This window comes from Streptomyces sp. NPDC002643 (assembly GCF_053592555.1).
The window spans coordinates 200,435-216,101 of record NZ_JBSFVY010000007.1 but is presented as its reverse complement, the minus strand read 5'-3'; the positions used below and the strand labels follow the sequence as shown (position 1 = coordinate 216,101).

The following is a 15,667-nucleotide window of genomic DNA, read 5'->3' as shown; positions in this document are numbered from 1 at the left end:
CTTACGACTCTTCCCGCGCGGAGGCGATCTGCGCCTTGTCGTCGATGAGACCCGGCGGCGGATCGATGACCGCCCGCTGCTCCTCCAGGTCGATCTCGACGACGATCTCCTCGACGAACGGGATCATCACCTCGCTGCCGTCCGGCCGCTCGACGATGAACAGGTCCTGGGAGGGCAGATGCGAGATCTCGGTGATCCGGCCGACCTCGACGCCGTCCTTGGTCACCACATCCAGGTCGATGAGCTGATGGTCGTAGTACTCATCCTCTTCCTCCGGCAGCTCGTCCGGGTCCACCTCCGCGATGAGCAGGGTGTTGCGGAGGGCCTCGGCGGCGTTGCGGTCGCGGATGCCCTCGAAACGCAGCAGCAGCCGGCTGCTGTGCACCCGGCCGGACTCGATGGTGAGCGGGCCCGTCGAGGCGGGGTCCGTGAGCAGGACGGCGCCGGGCGCGAGCCTCAGCTCCGGCTCGTCCGTGCGGACCTCGACGGTGACCTCGCCCTTGATGCCGTGGGCACGGCCGATGCGAGCGACTACCAGCTGCACTGTGCTTGCTTCTCCTGATCCGGTACGACTACGGGCCGGGGACGGCCCAGTGGCCCTCCCCGGCCCGAGCCGGTGCTGCGATTGGCGTCAGCGGACGTGGTCCACGTCGACGAGGTCGACACGGACTCCGCGGCCGCCGATGGCACCCACGACGGTGCGCAGTGCGCGGGCGGTACGGCCGTTGCGGCCGATCACCTTGCCGAGGTCGTCGGGGTGCACCCGGACCTCAAGGACGCGCCCGCGACGCAGGTTGCGCGAGGCGACCTGGACGTCGTCGGGGTAGTCGACGATTCCCTTGACGAGGTGCTCGAGAGCCTCCTCGAGCATGCTCAGGCCTCGGTCGACTCGGACTCAGCCGCAGCCTCGTCCTTCTTCTCGGCCTTCTTCTTCTGGGTGATCGCCTCACCCTTGCCCTCGTCGTCGCCACCGAGGGACTCGAAGGACGGACGCGCGGACTTGGCCTCGGCCACGAGCAGCGGCGCCGGGGCGGGCTCGCCCTTGAACTTCTGCCAGTCGCCGGTCTTCTTCAGAATGGCGAGCACGGGCTCGGTCGGCTGCGCGCCGACACCCAGCCAGTACGCGACACGGTCCGCGTCGACCTCGATGACCGACGGGTGGTACGTCGGGTGGTACTTGCCGATCTCCTCGATCGCACGGCCGTCACGACGGGTACGGGAGTCGGCGACGACGATGCGGTAGTGAGGCGAACGGATCTTGCCCAGACGCTTCAGCTTGATCTTGACTGCCACGGGAGTGGGTTCTCCTGGTTTTGACGTGGTTGGGCACGGCGAGAAGGCCGCGTGGGGTTGCGGTACCCGAGTGCCCGATGGACGCGTCAGCCGGAGGAGAGAGGGGTCCTGTGCGGCTGTCGAGTACAGCTAGCCATTGTGCCACACCACAGGGACCGCTTCTCCCGCGAGGGCAGACGCGGGCACGCAGAACAACCGCCCGCCCCAACTGCGGGAAGTCGTGCCGCTGGGGCGATGGGGGTACCGCCCGCGCGAGCGAAGCCGAGCGTGGGGGAGGGTGGGCGCAGGCGGCACCCTGTAAGCGCCGGTAAGCGAACCCCCGGCCTCCGGTCTAGACCGGCGCCGGGCGCCGCCGCACCCTCCCCGCACCGCACGTACACGCACGTACGACTCGCTGACGTACGACTGCCACGAGCAGCCGTCTTCTCAGCTCGGCGCACGCTAGGCCGCGCCCACGACCTCCGGGATGCGGAACGGCTTGCCGCAGCCGCCGCAGACGATGGGCGCCTGGGCGAGGACGGACGGGACGACCCGGACGTTACGACCGCAGTCGCAGACGGCCTTGACGCGGACGCCGCCGCCGGAGGAGCCGTGCCGGGCGGCCGGCCCCCGGAAGCTGCGGGCCGTGTCCGCGGACGTCGCCGCCGTGTGGGCCTTCAGCGCGCGCTGCAGTCTCTCGATGGTCGGGCGGTAGCGACGCTTCGCCTCGGCGTTCAGCGTGACCAGGGAGAAGCCGCTGCTGGGATGCGGCTCGTCCGGGTGGTCGAGACCCAGTTCCTCGGCGATCGCGAGGAATCTGCGGTTGTGGTAACGGCCGGCCCGGGAGGTGTCGCGGACTCCTCGGGCGGCGGCGATGCCATGGACTGCCTCATGGAGCAGTCGCTCGAAGGAGAGTTCGTGCCCGCAGGCGGACGACGACTCTCCGATCAGGGACTCGGGAGCGGCAAGATCCGGCAGCTCGGGGTGGTACCGCTGAATATCGGCCCACGCCTGCGCCAGCTCTGCGGCGAGAACAGGTGGTGTCTGTGTCGTGCTCACGTAATGACAACGAGCCTGAGTGCCCCTGTGTTCCGATTCCGGGCCATCCCAAATAATTTGCACGTACCCGTCAGTTGCCGCTAGTGCGTCCTGACGAGGGCGGGTGCGCTGATCTGCGGAGAAGCCTCACAGCTCCACCCAAGGCGGTACGTAGCAACACGTACGCCCCGGCACGTAGACGTGATCCGCGCGCCGGGGCATCTGTGGCCGTCGGTTACGCAAGAGGCCTTTCGGTCGCTCTCCCGACGGAACGGATCGCTCTAGTAAGCGCGCGCCACGACAGCGACGTTACCGGGTGCGTCATAGGAGTCGGGCACCGACCCGTCCTCGGCGACCAGACACCGTACGCTCGCCGCGTGCTCCCCGAGGCGGTCCTCGCCGTCCTCGCCCAGGGCCGACCAGGGGATTCGGGCCCAGCCGCCGGCTGTCGCGGCTTCGATCGCCTCGTCGATCGTCGACACCTCCGTCGTACGGGACTCCCGGCGCTCGCGTGACTGCGCCAGGAGCAGTGCCTGGTCCTCTTCGAGGAGCGTCGGCAGCAGCTCCGGGAGGGCGTCCAGGGCGACCGGCTCCTTGCCCCCGGGGATGCGGCGGGCCAGCATCGCGGTGCCGTTCTCCAGGTCACGGGGTCCGACTTCGATACGTACGGGGACGCCCTTGAGTTCCCAGTCGACGGCGCGGCGGCCGAAGGGGATGTCCGTGCGGTCGTCCACCTGGACGCGTACGCCGACCGCCTTGAGCCGGTCGCCGAGCTCGCGGACCTTGGCCAGAACCGCCTCGTCGCCCTTGATCGCGAGAACTACCGCCTGGATGTGCGCCAGCCGGGGCGGGACGCGCAGCCCGTGGTCGTCGCCGTGCATCATCACCAGGGCGCCGATCATGCGCGTGGTGGAGCCCCAGGAGGTCTGCCAGACCAGCTCCTGCCGCCCCTCCTTGGAGAGATAGCGGGTGTTGAAGGCCTTGGCGAAGTTCTGGCCCAGTTCATGGCTGGTGGCCATCTGGAGGGCCTTGCCGTCGCCCATCATGCCTTCGAGGGTGAGGGTGTTGATGGCCCCCGCGAAGCGCTCCTTGACGGTTTTGCGGCCGGCGACGACATCCATCGCGAGAACGTTCACCATGAAGTCCTCGTAGACCTGCCGGTGGATGTGCGCGGCGAAGTCGCGCGCCTCCTCGTACGTCGCGTGCGCCGTGTGGCCCTCCTGCCAGAGGAATTCGCTCGTGCGGAGGAAGAGCCGGGGGCGCAGCTCCCAACGGACCACGTTCGCCCACTGGTTGATCAGCAGGGGCAGATCGCGGTAGCTCTGCACCCACTTCGAGAAGTAGTCGTTGATGATCATTTCGGAGGTGGGGCGGACCACCGCGGGCTCTTCGAGCTCCTTGCCGCCGCCGTGCGTCACCACGGCCAGCTCGGGCGCGAAACCCTCGACGTGCTCGGCCTCCCTGGTGAGATACGACTGCGGGATCAGCAGCGGGAAGTAGGCGTTCTGCGTGCCCGTCTCCTTGATCCGCTCGTCCATCTCGCGCTGCATGCGCTCCCAGAGCCCGTACCCGTACGGTCGGATGACCATGGTGCCGCGCACCGGCCCGTTGTCCGCCATTTCGGCCTTGGAGATCAGGTCCTGGTACCAGCGCGGAAAGTCGTCCGCCCGGGGTGTGAGTACGGGAACTTTTGCCATGGCGCGATGCTACGGCGCCACATTGCGGGGATGTGAATTCTTTTCGCCAAGGCACAGACAGCTCACAAGCCGGTGTCCGAGACCTCTGGACGACACGTCGGACGCGGAGTTACCTGGCATACGGGGGGAGTGCGAGCGCACTGCCACGGGGGCCCACGAAATGGGCACAGCGGCAACTCTCGGCGGAATGGGGCGCTTTGAATATGACACCTACGCTCGTGCGGCGGCATTTGCCTTGCGCAGGGCCCGCACCCGGCGTGGACCAGTACGCACGCGCGCGTGACTGGGCCGAGATCCAGGAACGCATGCTGGTTCCGCTCTACGAGGCGGTCTACCGGCGGCTCGACGTGGGCTCCGGCACCCGGCTGCTCGGCCTCGGCTGCGGCTCGGGACTGGCGCTGCTGATGGCGGCGTCGCGGGGCGCCTCGGTCACCGGTGTCGATACGACCACACCCGAAAGGATGACGCTCGCACGAGAGCGGCTCCTCCCGGAAGGGTGGGCCCCGCACACTCGCGTTGACGCCCGGGTCGTCGACGGCACCCCCGAGGACGCGGCCGGCACCCCCGGGGACCCGAAGTACAACCTCGTGACCGCCTTCGAGCCGATCGGCTGCCTCGCCGGGGACTCCGAGGGCCTCGGCGAACTCCTCGCCGCCGCCACCCCGCTCGCGGAACACGGCACCCCCGTGGTCCTCGCCGGCTGGGGTCCCCCCGAGCGCTGCGCCACCTCGGCCGTGCTCCGTATCGCCGCGAAGCTCGCCGATCCCCTGCCCGGCACCGGCGGCTGGCGCCCGGCCCGGCGCGACGACCTTGAGGACGTCGCCGAGCGAGCCGGTCTCAGGCCGGACGGCTCCGGACGCGTGGCCTGCCCCTTCGGATACGCCAACGTGGACAACGCGGTACGCGGGCTGCTGTCGACCGGACTGTTCGACGCGGCGATCGAGGCCACCGACCAGGACCAGGTCGACAAGGAACTCACCGAGGCCCTGCAACCGCACCGACGCCACGACGGCACCGTGTGGATGCCGAACGTGTTCCGGTATCTGATCGCGCGGACGCCCTGAGACGGACACCCTGAGACGGACGCCGTCAGACGGACGCCCTCGGACGGACGCCCTGAAACGGAAACCCTGAGAAGGTCTTCGAGACTTTCATTTGTGCGGGTGTGAATGGTGTGAAGAAAACCGGCCAGTAGGGCTTTCCCCCTGCCAAGTGCCGGACAGGACCCATAGCCTGACGCACCAGCCAGGGGAACAACACATCTGCGTACGGGAGTTGCCACCGGGAGCACCACGAGGGACACCACATATGCCGTCCACGCAACGGCACGGGCGCCGCGCCCCGGCCAGACCCCCCGGCCGGTGACGCGGCGCCCGCTTTGGCACCTTCGACGGGCGTCAGCCCATGAACTTCTTGAACTCGTCCGGCAGTTCGAAGTCCTGCCCGCCCTGCTGACCCGGCAGACCGAACGCACCCCCCGGACCACCCTGAGCGGCAGCGGCCCGGCGTGCGGCCTCGTCCGCCTCCTGCTGCTTGCGCTTCATCGGGTTGCCCGAGCGCTGCTTGCCCTTGGCCTTCTTGGGCTGCTTCCTGGACCGGCCCGGACCGCCACCCATACCGGGCATGCCAGGCATCCCGGGCATGCCGCCGCCCTGGGCCATGCGGGACATCATCTTGCGGGCCTCGAAGAACCGCTCGACCAGGTTCTTCACCGCGCTGACCTCGACACCGGAACCCTTGGCGATACGGGCGCGGCGCGAGCCGTTGATGATCGTCGGGTCCTGGCGCTCGCCCGGGGTCATCGACTTGATGATCGCGGCGGTGCGGTCGACGTCCCGCTCGTCCAGGTTGTTGATCTGGTCCTTGATCTGCCCCATGCCCGGCAGCATCCCGAGCAGCTTGGAGATCGAGCCCATCTTCCTGACCTGCTCCATCTGAGCCAGGAAGTCATCCAGGGTGAAGTCCTGGCCCTTCTTCGACGCCAGCTTGGAGGCCATCTTGGCGGCCTCTTCCTGGCTGAACGTCTTCTCCGCCTGCTCGATCAGGGTGAGCAGGTCACCCATGTCGAGGATGCGGGAGGCCATCCGGTCGGGGTGGAACTGGTCGAAGTCGTCGAGCTTCTCGCCGTTCGACGCGAACATGATCGGCTTGCCGGTGACCTGGCGGATCGACAGCGCCGCACCACCACGGGCGTCACCGTCGAGCTTGGAGAGGACCACACCGTCGAAGCCGACGCCGTCGCGGAATGCCTCGGCGGTATTGACCGCGTCCTGACCGATCATGGCGTCGACGACGAAGAGAATCTCGTCGGGGCTGACCGCGTCCCTGATGTCCGCCGCCTGCTGCATCATCTCCTGGTCGATGCCCAGGCGACCGGCGGTGTCGACGACCACGATGTCGTGGACCTTCGACTTCGCGAACTCGATGGAGTCCTTGGCGACCTTCACCGGGTCACCGACGCCGTTGCCCGGCTCGGGGGCGTAAACGGCGACACCGGCGCGCTCGGCGACCACACTGAGCTGGTTGACCGCGTTCGGGCGCTGGAGGTCACAGGCGACCAGCAGCGGCGAGTGGCCCTGCTCCTTCAGCCACTTGCCGAGCTTGCCCGCGAGGGTCGTCTTACCGGCACCCTGGAGACCGGCCAGCATGATGACGGTGGGGGGCTGCTTGGCGAAGCGGAGACGGCGGGTCTCGCCGCCGAGGACGGTCACCAGCTCGTCGTTGACGACCTTGAGGACCTGCTGGGCCGGGTTGAGGGCCTTGGAGACCTCGGCGCCGAGGCAGCGTTCCTTGATGTTCTTGATGAAGCCCCGGACGACCGGGAGCGCCACGTCCGCTTCAAGGAGAGCGATGCGGATCTCGCGGGCCGTGGCGTCGATGTCCGCCTCGCTGAGGCGCCCCTTGCCGCGCAGGTTCTTGAAAGTCGCTGAGAGGCGATCGGAGAGCGTATCGAACACGGCGGTGTCGGTCCTCGGAGTCGGGGGCAGTCTGAATTGCCCTCCAGGGTATCTGTCTGGGTGTGGTTGGGTCTCCACCCCTGTGGACAAGTGGGCGCGATCCACGGGTACGGGGCCTCGCGAGCCCCGTACCCCGGCGCGGATCAGCCGCGCAGCGTCTCCTCCAGCTTCCGCGCCACGGACGCCGCCTCCTCCCCCGGCAGCGGCGCCCCCTTCGGCCCCGTCACGTAGAAGGCATCGACCGCGTTGGCCCCCAGCGTCGAGACATGCGCACTCCGCACCCGCACCCCGGCCGATTCCAGCGCCCGCCCGATCCGATGCAGCAACCCCGGCGCGTCCTGGGCCCGTACCTCGATGACCGTCGCGTGCCGTGAGGCCGCGGCGGCCACGGTGACGCGCGGTGGGGGCGCGACCACGCCCCGGCGGCGGGGATACGCCGCGTCCCGCTCGGCCAGCCGCCCAGCGATGTCCAGCGAGCCGTCCAGCGCCCGCACCAGGTCCGAGCGCAGTCGGGCCGCCTGCGGCAGCGAGCCGTACTCGGCGGCCACACGCCAGTTCAGCAGCAGGACCGAGCCCTCGACGCCGTCGGGCAGGTCCAGGGCACGCAGCTCGGCGGTACGGACCGTCAGGCGGTGCATCGCCAGTACCCCGGCGACGGCGGGCAGGACGCCCGGCTGGTCGGGGACGGCGATGAGGAGTTCCACGCCGAGGGGCTCGGGGTCGGCCTTCTCGTCCGTGTCGTCCTTGTCGGCGGTGTGCGTCTCGGTCTGCGCGCGCAGCGACAGCACCGGCCCGCCCGTGCGGAACGCCTCGACGGCGAGCCGCTCCTGCTCGGCGGTGGGCGCGAGGGGCTCGGGTTCCTCGGGGGCGTCCCCTGCGAAGACCGCGGCGACCCGTTTGACCAGGTCGGAGACGAGGGAGGCCCGCCATGACGACCAGGCGGCGGGCCCGGTGGCCAGCGCGTCGGACTCGGTCAGCGCGTGCAGCAGTTCGAGCGTGCCGGGCGAGCCGACCGCCTCCGCGACCGAGCGGACGGTGGCCGGGTCCTCCAGATCGCGCCGGGTGGCCGTGTCGACGAGCAGGAGGTGATGGCGTACGAGGGTCGACAGGACGGCCACGTCCTCGCGGTCGAAGCCGATGCGGGCGGCGACATCGCGGGCGATGATCTCGCCGGCGACGGAGTGGTCGCCGGGCCAGCCCTTGCCGATGTCGTGCAGCAGGGCGGCGACGAGGAGCAGGTCGGGGCGGTGGACCCGGCGGGTGAGTTCGGAGGCGCGGACGGCGGTCTCGATGAGGTGCCGGTCGACGGTCCAGATGTGCACGGCGTTGCGCTGCGGGCGGCAGCGGACCCGCTCCCAGTCGGGCAGCAGCTGGGTGATGATCCCCTCGGCCTCCAGTGCCTCCCAGACGTCGACGGTCGGGCGCCCGGAGCCGAGCAGGGTGACGAGCTGTTCGCGGGCCTCGGCGGGCCAGGGGGTGGGCAGGGCCCGTGCGGTGGCGGCGAGGTGGCGTACGGCGTGCAGGGAGAGCGGGAGGCCGGCCTGGGCGGCTGCCGCGGCGGCGCGCAGCGGCAGCACGGGGTCGCGTTCGGGGCGGGCGGCGCGGGCGAGCACGACCTCGCCGTCCTGCTCGACCACGCCCTCGGCGAGCGGGGAGCGCTCGGGGGCGGGCTTGCCTCCGCCCAGCATGGCGCGCAGCCGTGGCCGCACGGCACGCGAGCGCAGAACGCGCCCCACTTCGCGCCAGGTGACATCGCTGGCGTACGAGATGACGCGGGCGGACTCATAGACCTGGCGGAGCAGGGTGTCGGCGTCGAGGAGGCCGAGGGCGGCGGCGACCTGGTCCTGTTCCTGGAGGGCGAGGCGGTCGGTCGCGCGCCCCGTCGCCAGATGCAGGGCGTCGCGTACGTCGAGGAGGCGGCGTCGGGCGTCGGCGAGGCCTTCGCGGGGTGCGTCGGCGAGCCAGGAGGCGGCGACGGCGCGCAGTGCGGTGGCGTCGCGCAACCCTCCGCGCGCCTCCTTCAGGTCGGGCTCCAGGAGGAACTGCAGCTCACCCTGCCGTTCGGCGCGCTCGGCGCAGAGTTCCTGGAGTTCGGGGAGGCGTTTGGGGGCCTGGTTGCGCCAGTCGGCGAGGACGGAAGTGCGCAGCGCGGAGGTCAGGCCGAGGTCTCCGGCGATGTGCCGGGCGTCCAGCAGTCCGAGCTGGACCTTGAGGTCCTCGGCCGCGGTCTTGCGGGCCTCGGCGGGGGTGCGCACGGAGTGGTCGAGGGCGAGGCCGAGGTCCCAGACGGGGTACCAGATGCGATCGGCGAGGGCGGCGACGGCCTTGTCGTCGCTGCCGTCGTGGAGGAGGAGCAGATCGAGGTCGCTGCGGGGCGAGAGCTCTCCGCGCCCGTATCCGCCGACGGCGACCAGTGAGACTCCGCGCGGCTCCGTGGCCCCCGCGCCGAACAGGCCCGCGAGCCAGTCGTCGGTGAGTTCGGCGAGGGCGGCACGGCGCGGCGGCCCGGACTGCGCCCCCTCCTGGAGGAGGTGCAGCCGGGCCGCCGCGTAGCCGCTGGGTCCCGAGTCCTCTGCTTCGGTGCGTGCGTCCGTACTCGTCACCCAGTGACTCCTGTTCTTCTGTTGGTCAGAGCGCGTCGGGGCCGCGCTCGCCGGTCCGGACCCGTACGGCCGTCTCGACCGGGATGGACCAGACCTTGCCGTCACCGATCTTGCCGGTGCGGGCGGCCTTGACGATGACGTCGATCAGCTGCTCGGCGTCGTCGTCCTCGGCCAGGACCTCGATACGGATCTTGGGTACCAGGTCCACGGTGTACTCGGCGCCGCGGTACACCTCGGTGTGCCCGCGCTGCCGACCGTACCCACTGGCCTCGGTGACCGTAAGGCCGTGCACGCCGAAGGCCTGCAGTGCTTCCTTGATCTCGTCGAGCCGGTGGGGCTTGACGACGGCGGTGATCAGCTTCATGCCTCGACCTTCTTGCTAGCGGGGGCGGCAGCGACGCTGCTGGGAGTGGCGGACGACACGTGGGAACCGGCGGCCTGGCTGAAGTCGTAGCCGGTCTCGGCGTGCTGGGCCTGGTCGATGCCGGCCACCTCGTCCTCCTCGGAGGCGCGGAAGCCGATCGTCTTCTGGATGGCGAAGGCGATGAGCCAGGTGAGGACGAAGGTGTAGCCGAGGACGGAGAAGGCGCCGGTGGCCTGCTTGCCGAACTGCTCCAGCCCGCCCACACCGTCGACGGCGAGGAAGCCGACCATCAGGGTGCCGATGATGCCGCCGACCATGTGGACGCCGACCACGTCGAGGGAGTCGTCGTAGCCGAGCTTGTACTTGAGGCTGACGGCCCAGGAGCAGACCGCGCCGGCGACGATGCCGATGAGGATGGCGCCGAAGGCGTTGACGTGACCGCCGGAGGGGGTGATCGCGACGAGACCGGCGACGGCACCGGAGCAGGCGCCGAGGGTGGTGAAGGCGCCGTGGCGGATGCGCTCGTAGATCAGCCAGCCGATGATGGCGGCGGCGGTCGCGATCTGGGTGTTGATGGCCATACGGGCGGTGGTGCCGTCGACGCCGAGCCAGGAGCCGGCGTTGAAGCCGAACCAGCCGAACCACAGCAGGGCGGTGCCGATCATGACCAGCGGCAGGCTGTGCGGCCGCATCGGGTCCTTCTTGAAGCCGACCCGCTTGCCCACGACGAGGACCGCGGCGAGCGCGCCGACACCGGCGTTGATGTGGACCGCGGTACCACCGGCGAAGTCGATGACACCCATGTCGAAGAGCCAGCCGCCCGGGGCCCAGACCCAGTGGGCGACCGGGAAGTAGACGATCGTGACCCAGAGGGCGACGAAGATCATCCAGGCGCTGAACTTCACGCGGTCGGCGAGGGCACCGCTCATCAGGGCCGGCGTGATGACCGCGAACAGCATCTGGAAGAGGATGAACGCGAAAGCGGCGATCTTGTGGGGTTCGCCGTCGGCGCCGGCGACGAAGCTGTCGACGGTGCTCGTGATGTCGATGCCCTTGAGGCCGATGGCGTCCAGGTTGCCGATGAAGTGGCCGACGTCACCGCTGAAGGCGAGCGAGTATCCGAACAACACCCACAGGATGCTGACGATGCCCAGCGAGATGAAGGACATCATCAACATGTTCAGCACGCTCTTGGCCCGGACCATGCCGCCGTAGAAGAGCGCGAGGCCCGGCGTCATCACCATGACGAGCGCCGCGCTGATCAATACGAATCCGGTATCTGTGCCGTTCAATGCCGGTATCTCCTCGTGGTCGGAACGGCCCGTGCGGATGCTGAAGCTTCGGGAGCTATCGGGGAGGGCCGACTGTGCGTAGGAGATTGGCGCAGCACCGTTTCACCGGAAGATTGGGAATGTTTCCCTGATGTGACGAACGGCCGTGTCGCGTTACAGACAGGTGAAACGTGCGTCACCGAGGATTCGCCCCATGTGGGGCCGGGCCCCTGCGGGCCCGATCGCGGATAACGGTTTCGTATCCGATGGAACTCAGGCAGACAGCCGCTTTCCGTCGACCCCTGGTGTGGGTGGCGGCGTGTGCACCCGTCGGCCCCGCCCGCACCGGATCGTCTACCGACCGGCCGAACACGTCAGCGGGCGCGGGCCCGGGAGTCGGACAGCACCCGGGACATGGGCCGACCACGGCGGGCCATCCGTTGACCTGGCATGGGGGAGCCGAGTCGGGCAGTCGGGGTGGCCGGCCGTGGTCGGTGTCGGGGAGGCCCTGCGCGGGCCGGGTCAGACCGCCGCTTCGGCGGCCTCGGGCAGATGGGCGGCGAGCTGCTCGGTGAGATCGACCACCTCGGCCAGCTCACCGAACTCGCGTACGGCGGTGTCGACGGTCTTGCGGATACGGGTGTTGACCCGCTCGGAGCGGACCTTGCGGGCGACTTCCATGGCCCGGCCGGCCATGACGGCCCCCTGCTCGGGCTCACGCTGGAGCAGATGCACGGTAGCCATCCCGATGAGGTTCAGCGCGTACGACCGCTGGTGCTCAGTGTCGGTGGAGAACAGCTCCACCGCGCGCCGCATCACGGGCTCGGCGAGCGAGGCGTAGGTGGGGCTGCGACCGGCGACATAGGCGAGGTCGCGGTAGGAGTGGCTGTTCTCGCCGTGCAGCTCGGCCTCGTTGAAGAAGCGAATCCAGTCGGGGTCCGGGTCGTCCCATTCCTCGGCGTCGGCGAAGGTGTCCTCCGCCATCCGCACCGCCCGCTTGCACTTTCCGGGCTGCCCCATGTTGGCGTAGGCGCGGGCCTCCATCGCATACAGCATCGACTGGGTGCGCGGCCCGGCGCAGTCACGGCTGCCGTACTGCGCGAGATGGATCAGTTCGAGCGCATCGTCCGGCCGCCCGAGGTGGATCATCTGCCGGCTCATGCTGGAGAGGATGTACGAGCCGAGCGGCTTGTCACCCGCTTCCTTGGCCGCGTGCAGGGCGAGGACGAAGTACTTCTGGGCGGTGGGCTGGAGTCCGATGTCGTACGACATCCAGCCGGCCAGCTCGGCCAGCTCGGCGGCGACCTTGAACAGCCGCCTGGTGGTGGCCTCGGGCTGGGGCTCCTGGAGGAGGTCGGTCACCTCGTGCAGCTGGCCGACGACGGCCTTGCGGCGCAGCCCGCCTCCGCACTGGGCGTCCCACTGCCGGAACATCACCGTGGTGGATTCGAGGAGGTCCAGCTCGGGTTTGGACAGGCGGTTGCCTCGGCGCGAGGAGGAGGGCGGCTCGGGGTCCGGGCGGGGGGTGGGGGCCGAGGGGACGAGCCAGCGCTGCATCGGCTCGATGAGGGCCGGGCCCGCGGCGAGGGCGAGCGAGCTCCCGAGGAAGCCGCGCCGCGCCAGCATCAGGTCGCTGCGCGAGAACTCGCCGATCAGCGCCACGGTCTGCGGGCCCGTCCACGGCAGATCGACACCGGAGACGGACGGTGACCGATGGGCCGCGCGCAGCCCCAGGTCCTCCACGGCGACGACACAGCCGAACCGCTCGGAGAACAGCTCGGACAGAATCCTCGGGATGGGCTCGCGCGGGTTCTCCCCGTCGAGCCAGCGGCGTACGCGGGAGGTGTCGGTCGAAATGTGGTTGGCCCCGAGCTGGCGGGCGCGGCGGTTCACCTGACGGGCGAGCTCGCCCTTGGACCAGCCGCTGCGGACAAACCACGAACTCAGCAGTTCGTTCGGGCGCTTCTCAGCGTTCGTGCCGCTTCCGCCGTTGCCGCCCACTGGAACGCCCCCATCCCTGAACCCACTTGATGCGCTGTGTGCGCCAAGCCCTACCAGAATGCCGGTTACCCCGCCGTAGGTCCGATGGTTCTCACCCGTCGAACGGAAAGACGACTTGCCTCCGGCATACCCACGAGCGCGCACGTCCCCCGGACCGTGCACTCAAAGTAATCCCACGATCACCCGTCCAGCCACGGCGATTCCAGAAACGCCACCATTCGCCACCCCTTCGAATGAACTCACGACCGTCGGTCCGCGATTCACTTGACACACGACGGCCGGGAGTGGGCGGAGTGATGCACTCAGGGGCGCGTGCCGTATGCCTCACGACCCGGGGTAGCACCGTGCGCCACCCAGGCGGAAACAGAGCGTCACATCCCGCCTCCGTCGCGTAACCACCGGCGCGTTGGACCCGTTGGAGGGGGCATGGGCTTCACGATCGGCGGCATGCGCGAGATGCGGGCCGGCACGCGGCGGCGCGGCCGTTCCTCGGAGTGCACGGCCGTGGCCGAGTTCACCGGCCTCTGGGGGTGGGACGTCGTCCCCGGCGCACGGACGGCCTCGGGCGCGTGCTCATGCGGCGACACGACCTGTGACGCGCCCGGCGCACATCCCCTCGGCTTCGCTCCCCCGGTCCGCGCCGGCGCCACACTCGACGAGGTGACCGAGTCCTGGTCCGAGTTCCCCGGCGCCTCGATCATGCTGCCGGTGGGCCGCTCCTTCGACATCATCGAGGTCGCCGAGTCCGCCGGACGGCATGCCCTGGTCCGGCTGGAGCGCATGGGCCTCCCCCTCGGCCCCGTGACCGCCACCCCCGAGGGCCGCGCCCACTTCTTCGTCGCCCCCGGCGCCGCCGCCCAGCTCCCCGAGCTGCTCTACCGCATGGGCTGGGACGACCCCTCCGCCCTCGATCTGCGGGGTCTGGGCCCCGGCGCCCACATCACGGCCCCGCCCTCCGACCGCGCCGGCCTCGGCCCGGTCCGCTGGCTCCGCTCCCCCGCCCTCGACTCCGCGACGAAGCCCCCGGCCGCGCGGCTGCTGCTGGGGACCCTGGCCTATGTGGCGCACCGATCGCGGGCCTGATCCGACCGATCACACCTCGCACAACGAAGCGCCCGTCCCCGAAACCGCAGCTCGGGGGCGGGCGCTTCGCCTCGCACGAGACCACCTACAACTGTTGTAGGTGCCTGGAGATCACTCTCCGATAAGGGCGTCAACGAACGCCTCCGGCTCGAACGGTGCCAGGTCGTCCGCGCCCTCTCCCAGACCGATCAGCTTGACCGGGACATCCAGCTCACGCTGGACGGCGATGACGATGCCGCCCTTGGCGGTGCCGTCGAGCTTGGTCAGGACGATGCCGGTGATGTCGACGACCTCGGCGAAGACACGCGCCTGGACGAGACCGTTCTGCCCGGTGGTGGCGTCGAGGACGAGCAGCACCTCGTCCAGCGGCGCGTGCTTCTCGACGACCCGCTTGACCTTGCCCAGCTCGTCCATGAGCCCGGTCTTGGTGTGCAGCCGGCCCGCGGTGTCGATGAGGACGACGTCGGAGCCCATCTCCTTGCCCTCCTTCACCGCGTCGAAGGCGACGGAGGCGGGGTCGCCGCCCTCCGGCCCGCGCACGGTGTGGGCGCCGACGCGCTCGCCCCAGGTCTGGAGCTGGTCGGCGGCGGCGGCCCGGAAGGTGTCGGCGGCGCCGAGGACGACGCTGTTGCCGTCGGCGACGAGGACGCGGGCGAGCTTGCCGGTGGTGGTGGTCTTACCGGTGCCGTTGACCCCGACGACCATCACGATGCCGGGCTTGCGGTCCTCCGGCTCGGTCCTGACCGTGCGGTCCACATCGGTGCCGACCAGCTTGAGCAGCTCCTCGCGCAGCAGACCGCGCAGCTCCTCGGGCGTACGGGTACCGAGGACCTTCACACGCTCGCGCAGGCCGTCGACCAGCTCCTGGGTGGGCTGGACGCCGACGTCGGCCGTGAGGAGGGTGTCCTCGATCTCCTCCCAGGTGTCGTCGTCGAGGTGCTCGCGCGACAGGAGCGTGAGCAGCCCCTTGCCGAGCGCGTTCTGCGAGCGGGAGAGCCGGGCGCGCAGCCGTACGAGACGGCCCGCCGTCGGTTCGGGGATCTCGATCGGGGGAGCCTCGACGACCGGGGGCTCCTCGACGGCGGCGGGTGCCGTCGCCGTGGCGTCCGGGAGGTCCACCTCCTCGATCGTGCGGCGCGGTTCGTCGCGCGGTGTCTCGGCCTCGTCGCCGACATGCGGCTCGGCCGGAGGTGCGGTGATGTCGGGTGTCGTGGGGGGCGCCGGGGGCAGCGGCTTCTTCCTGCGGCTGCCGACGACGAGCCCGCCCAGCACGCCGAGCACGACCACGGCGATGACTACAGCAAGGATGAGGATTTCCATAACGGGTCCAGTATGCGGGACCACCCCTCGCGGCGTTCGATCGCCGTACGGGGCCACACGG

Annotated in this window: 13 protein-coding genes; 2 read left to right on the top strand and 11 right to left on the bottom strand. The window is 70.1% G+C overall.

Features of this window, described 5'->3' with window-relative positions; all coding sequences use genetic code 11:
- Window position 1: 1 nt before the first annotated feature.
- From rimM to proS, 5 genes are all read right to left on the bottom strand, one after another.
- Window positions 2-544 carry a ribosome maturation factor RimM gene (gene rimM, locus ACWD4G_RS13365; RefSeq protein WP_451292807.1) on the bottom strand — a complete coding sequence of 181 codons (543 nt, stop codon included), beginning with the start codon at window positions 542-544 and terminating at the stop codon, window positions 2-4.
- Between the two features lie 87 nt (window positions 545-631).
- Window positions 632-871 carry an RNA-binding protein gene (locus ACWD4G_RS13360; protein ID WP_033526925.1) on the bottom strand — a complete coding sequence of 80 codons (240 nt, stop codon included), beginning with the start codon at window positions 869-871 and terminating at the stop codon, window positions 632-634.
- Window positions 872-873: 2 nt separating this feature from the next.
- Window positions 874-1,293, bottom strand: coding sequence for a 30S ribosomal protein S16 (rpsP, locus tag ACWD4G_RS13355; RefSeq protein WP_451292806.1), 420 nt, complete (start codon window positions 1,291-1,293; stop codon window positions 874-876).
- A gap of 441 nt (window positions 1,294-1,734) precedes the next feature.
- Window positions 1,735-2,331: a hypothetical protein gene (locus ACWD4G_RS13350; RefSeq protein WP_451292805.1), complete on the bottom strand. Its 597-nt coding sequence runs from the start codon at window positions 2,329-2,331 to the stop codon at window positions 1,735-1,737.
- A gap of 260 nt (window positions 2,332-2,591) precedes the next feature.
- Window positions 2,592-4,007, bottom strand: a complete 1,416-nt coding sequence (gene proS / locus ACWD4G_RS13345) for a proline--tRNA ligase (protein ID WP_451292804.1) — start codon at window positions 4,005-4,007, stop codon at window positions 2,592-2,594.
- 203 nt (window positions 4,008-4,210) lie between these two features.
- Between proS and ACWD4G_RS13340 the strand changes: the two genes are divergently transcribed.
- The gene (locus tag ACWD4G_RS13340) at window positions 4,211-5,071 is read left to right on the top strand and encodes an SAM-dependent methyltransferase (protein ID WP_451292803.1); all 861 of its coding nucleotides are present in this window, start codon (window positions 4,211-4,213) and stop codon (window positions 5,069-5,071) included.
- A gap of 333 nt (window positions 5,072-5,404) precedes the next feature.
- Here the strand turns inward: ACWD4G_RS13340 and ffh are convergent, their stop codons facing one another.
- The 5 genes from ffh to nsdA all read right to left on the bottom strand — a co-directional run bounded on the left by ffh (window position 5,405) and on the right by nsdA (window position 13,203).
- Complete coding sequence (gene ffh / locus ACWD4G_RS13335; protein WP_451292802.1) at window positions 5,405-6,964, bottom strand: signal recognition particle protein; 1,560 nt, start codon at window positions 6,962-6,964, stop codon at window positions 5,405-5,407.
- A 143-nt stretch (window positions 6,965-7,107) separates the two neighbouring features.
- Window positions 7,108-9,567, bottom strand: a complete 2,460-nt coding sequence (locus ACWD4G_RS13330; RefSeq protein WP_451292801.1) for a [protein-PII] uridylyltransferase — start codon at window positions 9,565-9,567, stop codon at window positions 7,108-7,110.
- A gap of 25 nt (window positions 9,568-9,592) precedes the next feature.
- The gene (locus tag ACWD4G_RS13325; RefSeq protein WP_009308760.1) at window positions 9,593-9,931 is read right to left on the bottom strand and encodes a P-II family nitrogen regulator; all 339 of its coding nucleotides are present in this window, start codon (window positions 9,929-9,931) and stop codon (window positions 9,593-9,595) included.
- On the bottom strand, window positions 9,928-11,175 hold the full coding sequence (locus ACWD4G_RS13320; RefSeq protein ID WP_451292931.1) for an ammonium transporter: 1,248 nt from the start codon (window positions 11,173-11,175) through the stop codon (window positions 9,928-9,930). The genes ACWD4G_RS13325 and ACWD4G_RS13320 overlap by 4 nt, the downstream gene beginning before the upstream one ends.
- 549 nt (window positions 11,176-11,724) lie before the next feature.
- Window positions 11,725-13,203, bottom strand: a complete 1,479-nt coding sequence (gene nsdA, locus ACWD4G_RS13315) for a transcriptional repressor NsdA (RefSeq protein ID WP_451292800.1) — start codon at window positions 13,201-13,203, stop codon at window positions 11,725-11,727.
- A gap of 426 nt (window positions 13,204-13,629) precedes the next feature.
- On the opposite strand from nsdA, the gene ACWD4G_RS13310 reads away from it, so the two are divergent.
- The gene (locus ACWD4G_RS13310; RefSeq protein ID WP_451292799.1) at window positions 13,630-14,286 is read left to right on the top strand and encodes a bifunctional DNA primase/polymerase; all 657 of its coding nucleotides are present in this window, start codon (window positions 13,630-13,632) and stop codon (window positions 14,284-14,286) included.
- A 111-nt stretch (window positions 14,287-14,397) separates the two neighbouring features.
- Here the strand turns inward: ACWD4G_RS13310 and ftsY are convergent, their stop codons facing one another.
- A complete protein-coding gene (gene ftsY / locus ACWD4G_RS13305) occupies window positions 14,398-15,606 on the bottom strand; it encodes a signal recognition particle-docking protein FtsY (RefSeq protein WP_451292798.1) in 1,209 nt (402 codons plus the stop codon).
- Window positions 15,607-15,667 lie beyond the last annotated feature (61 nt).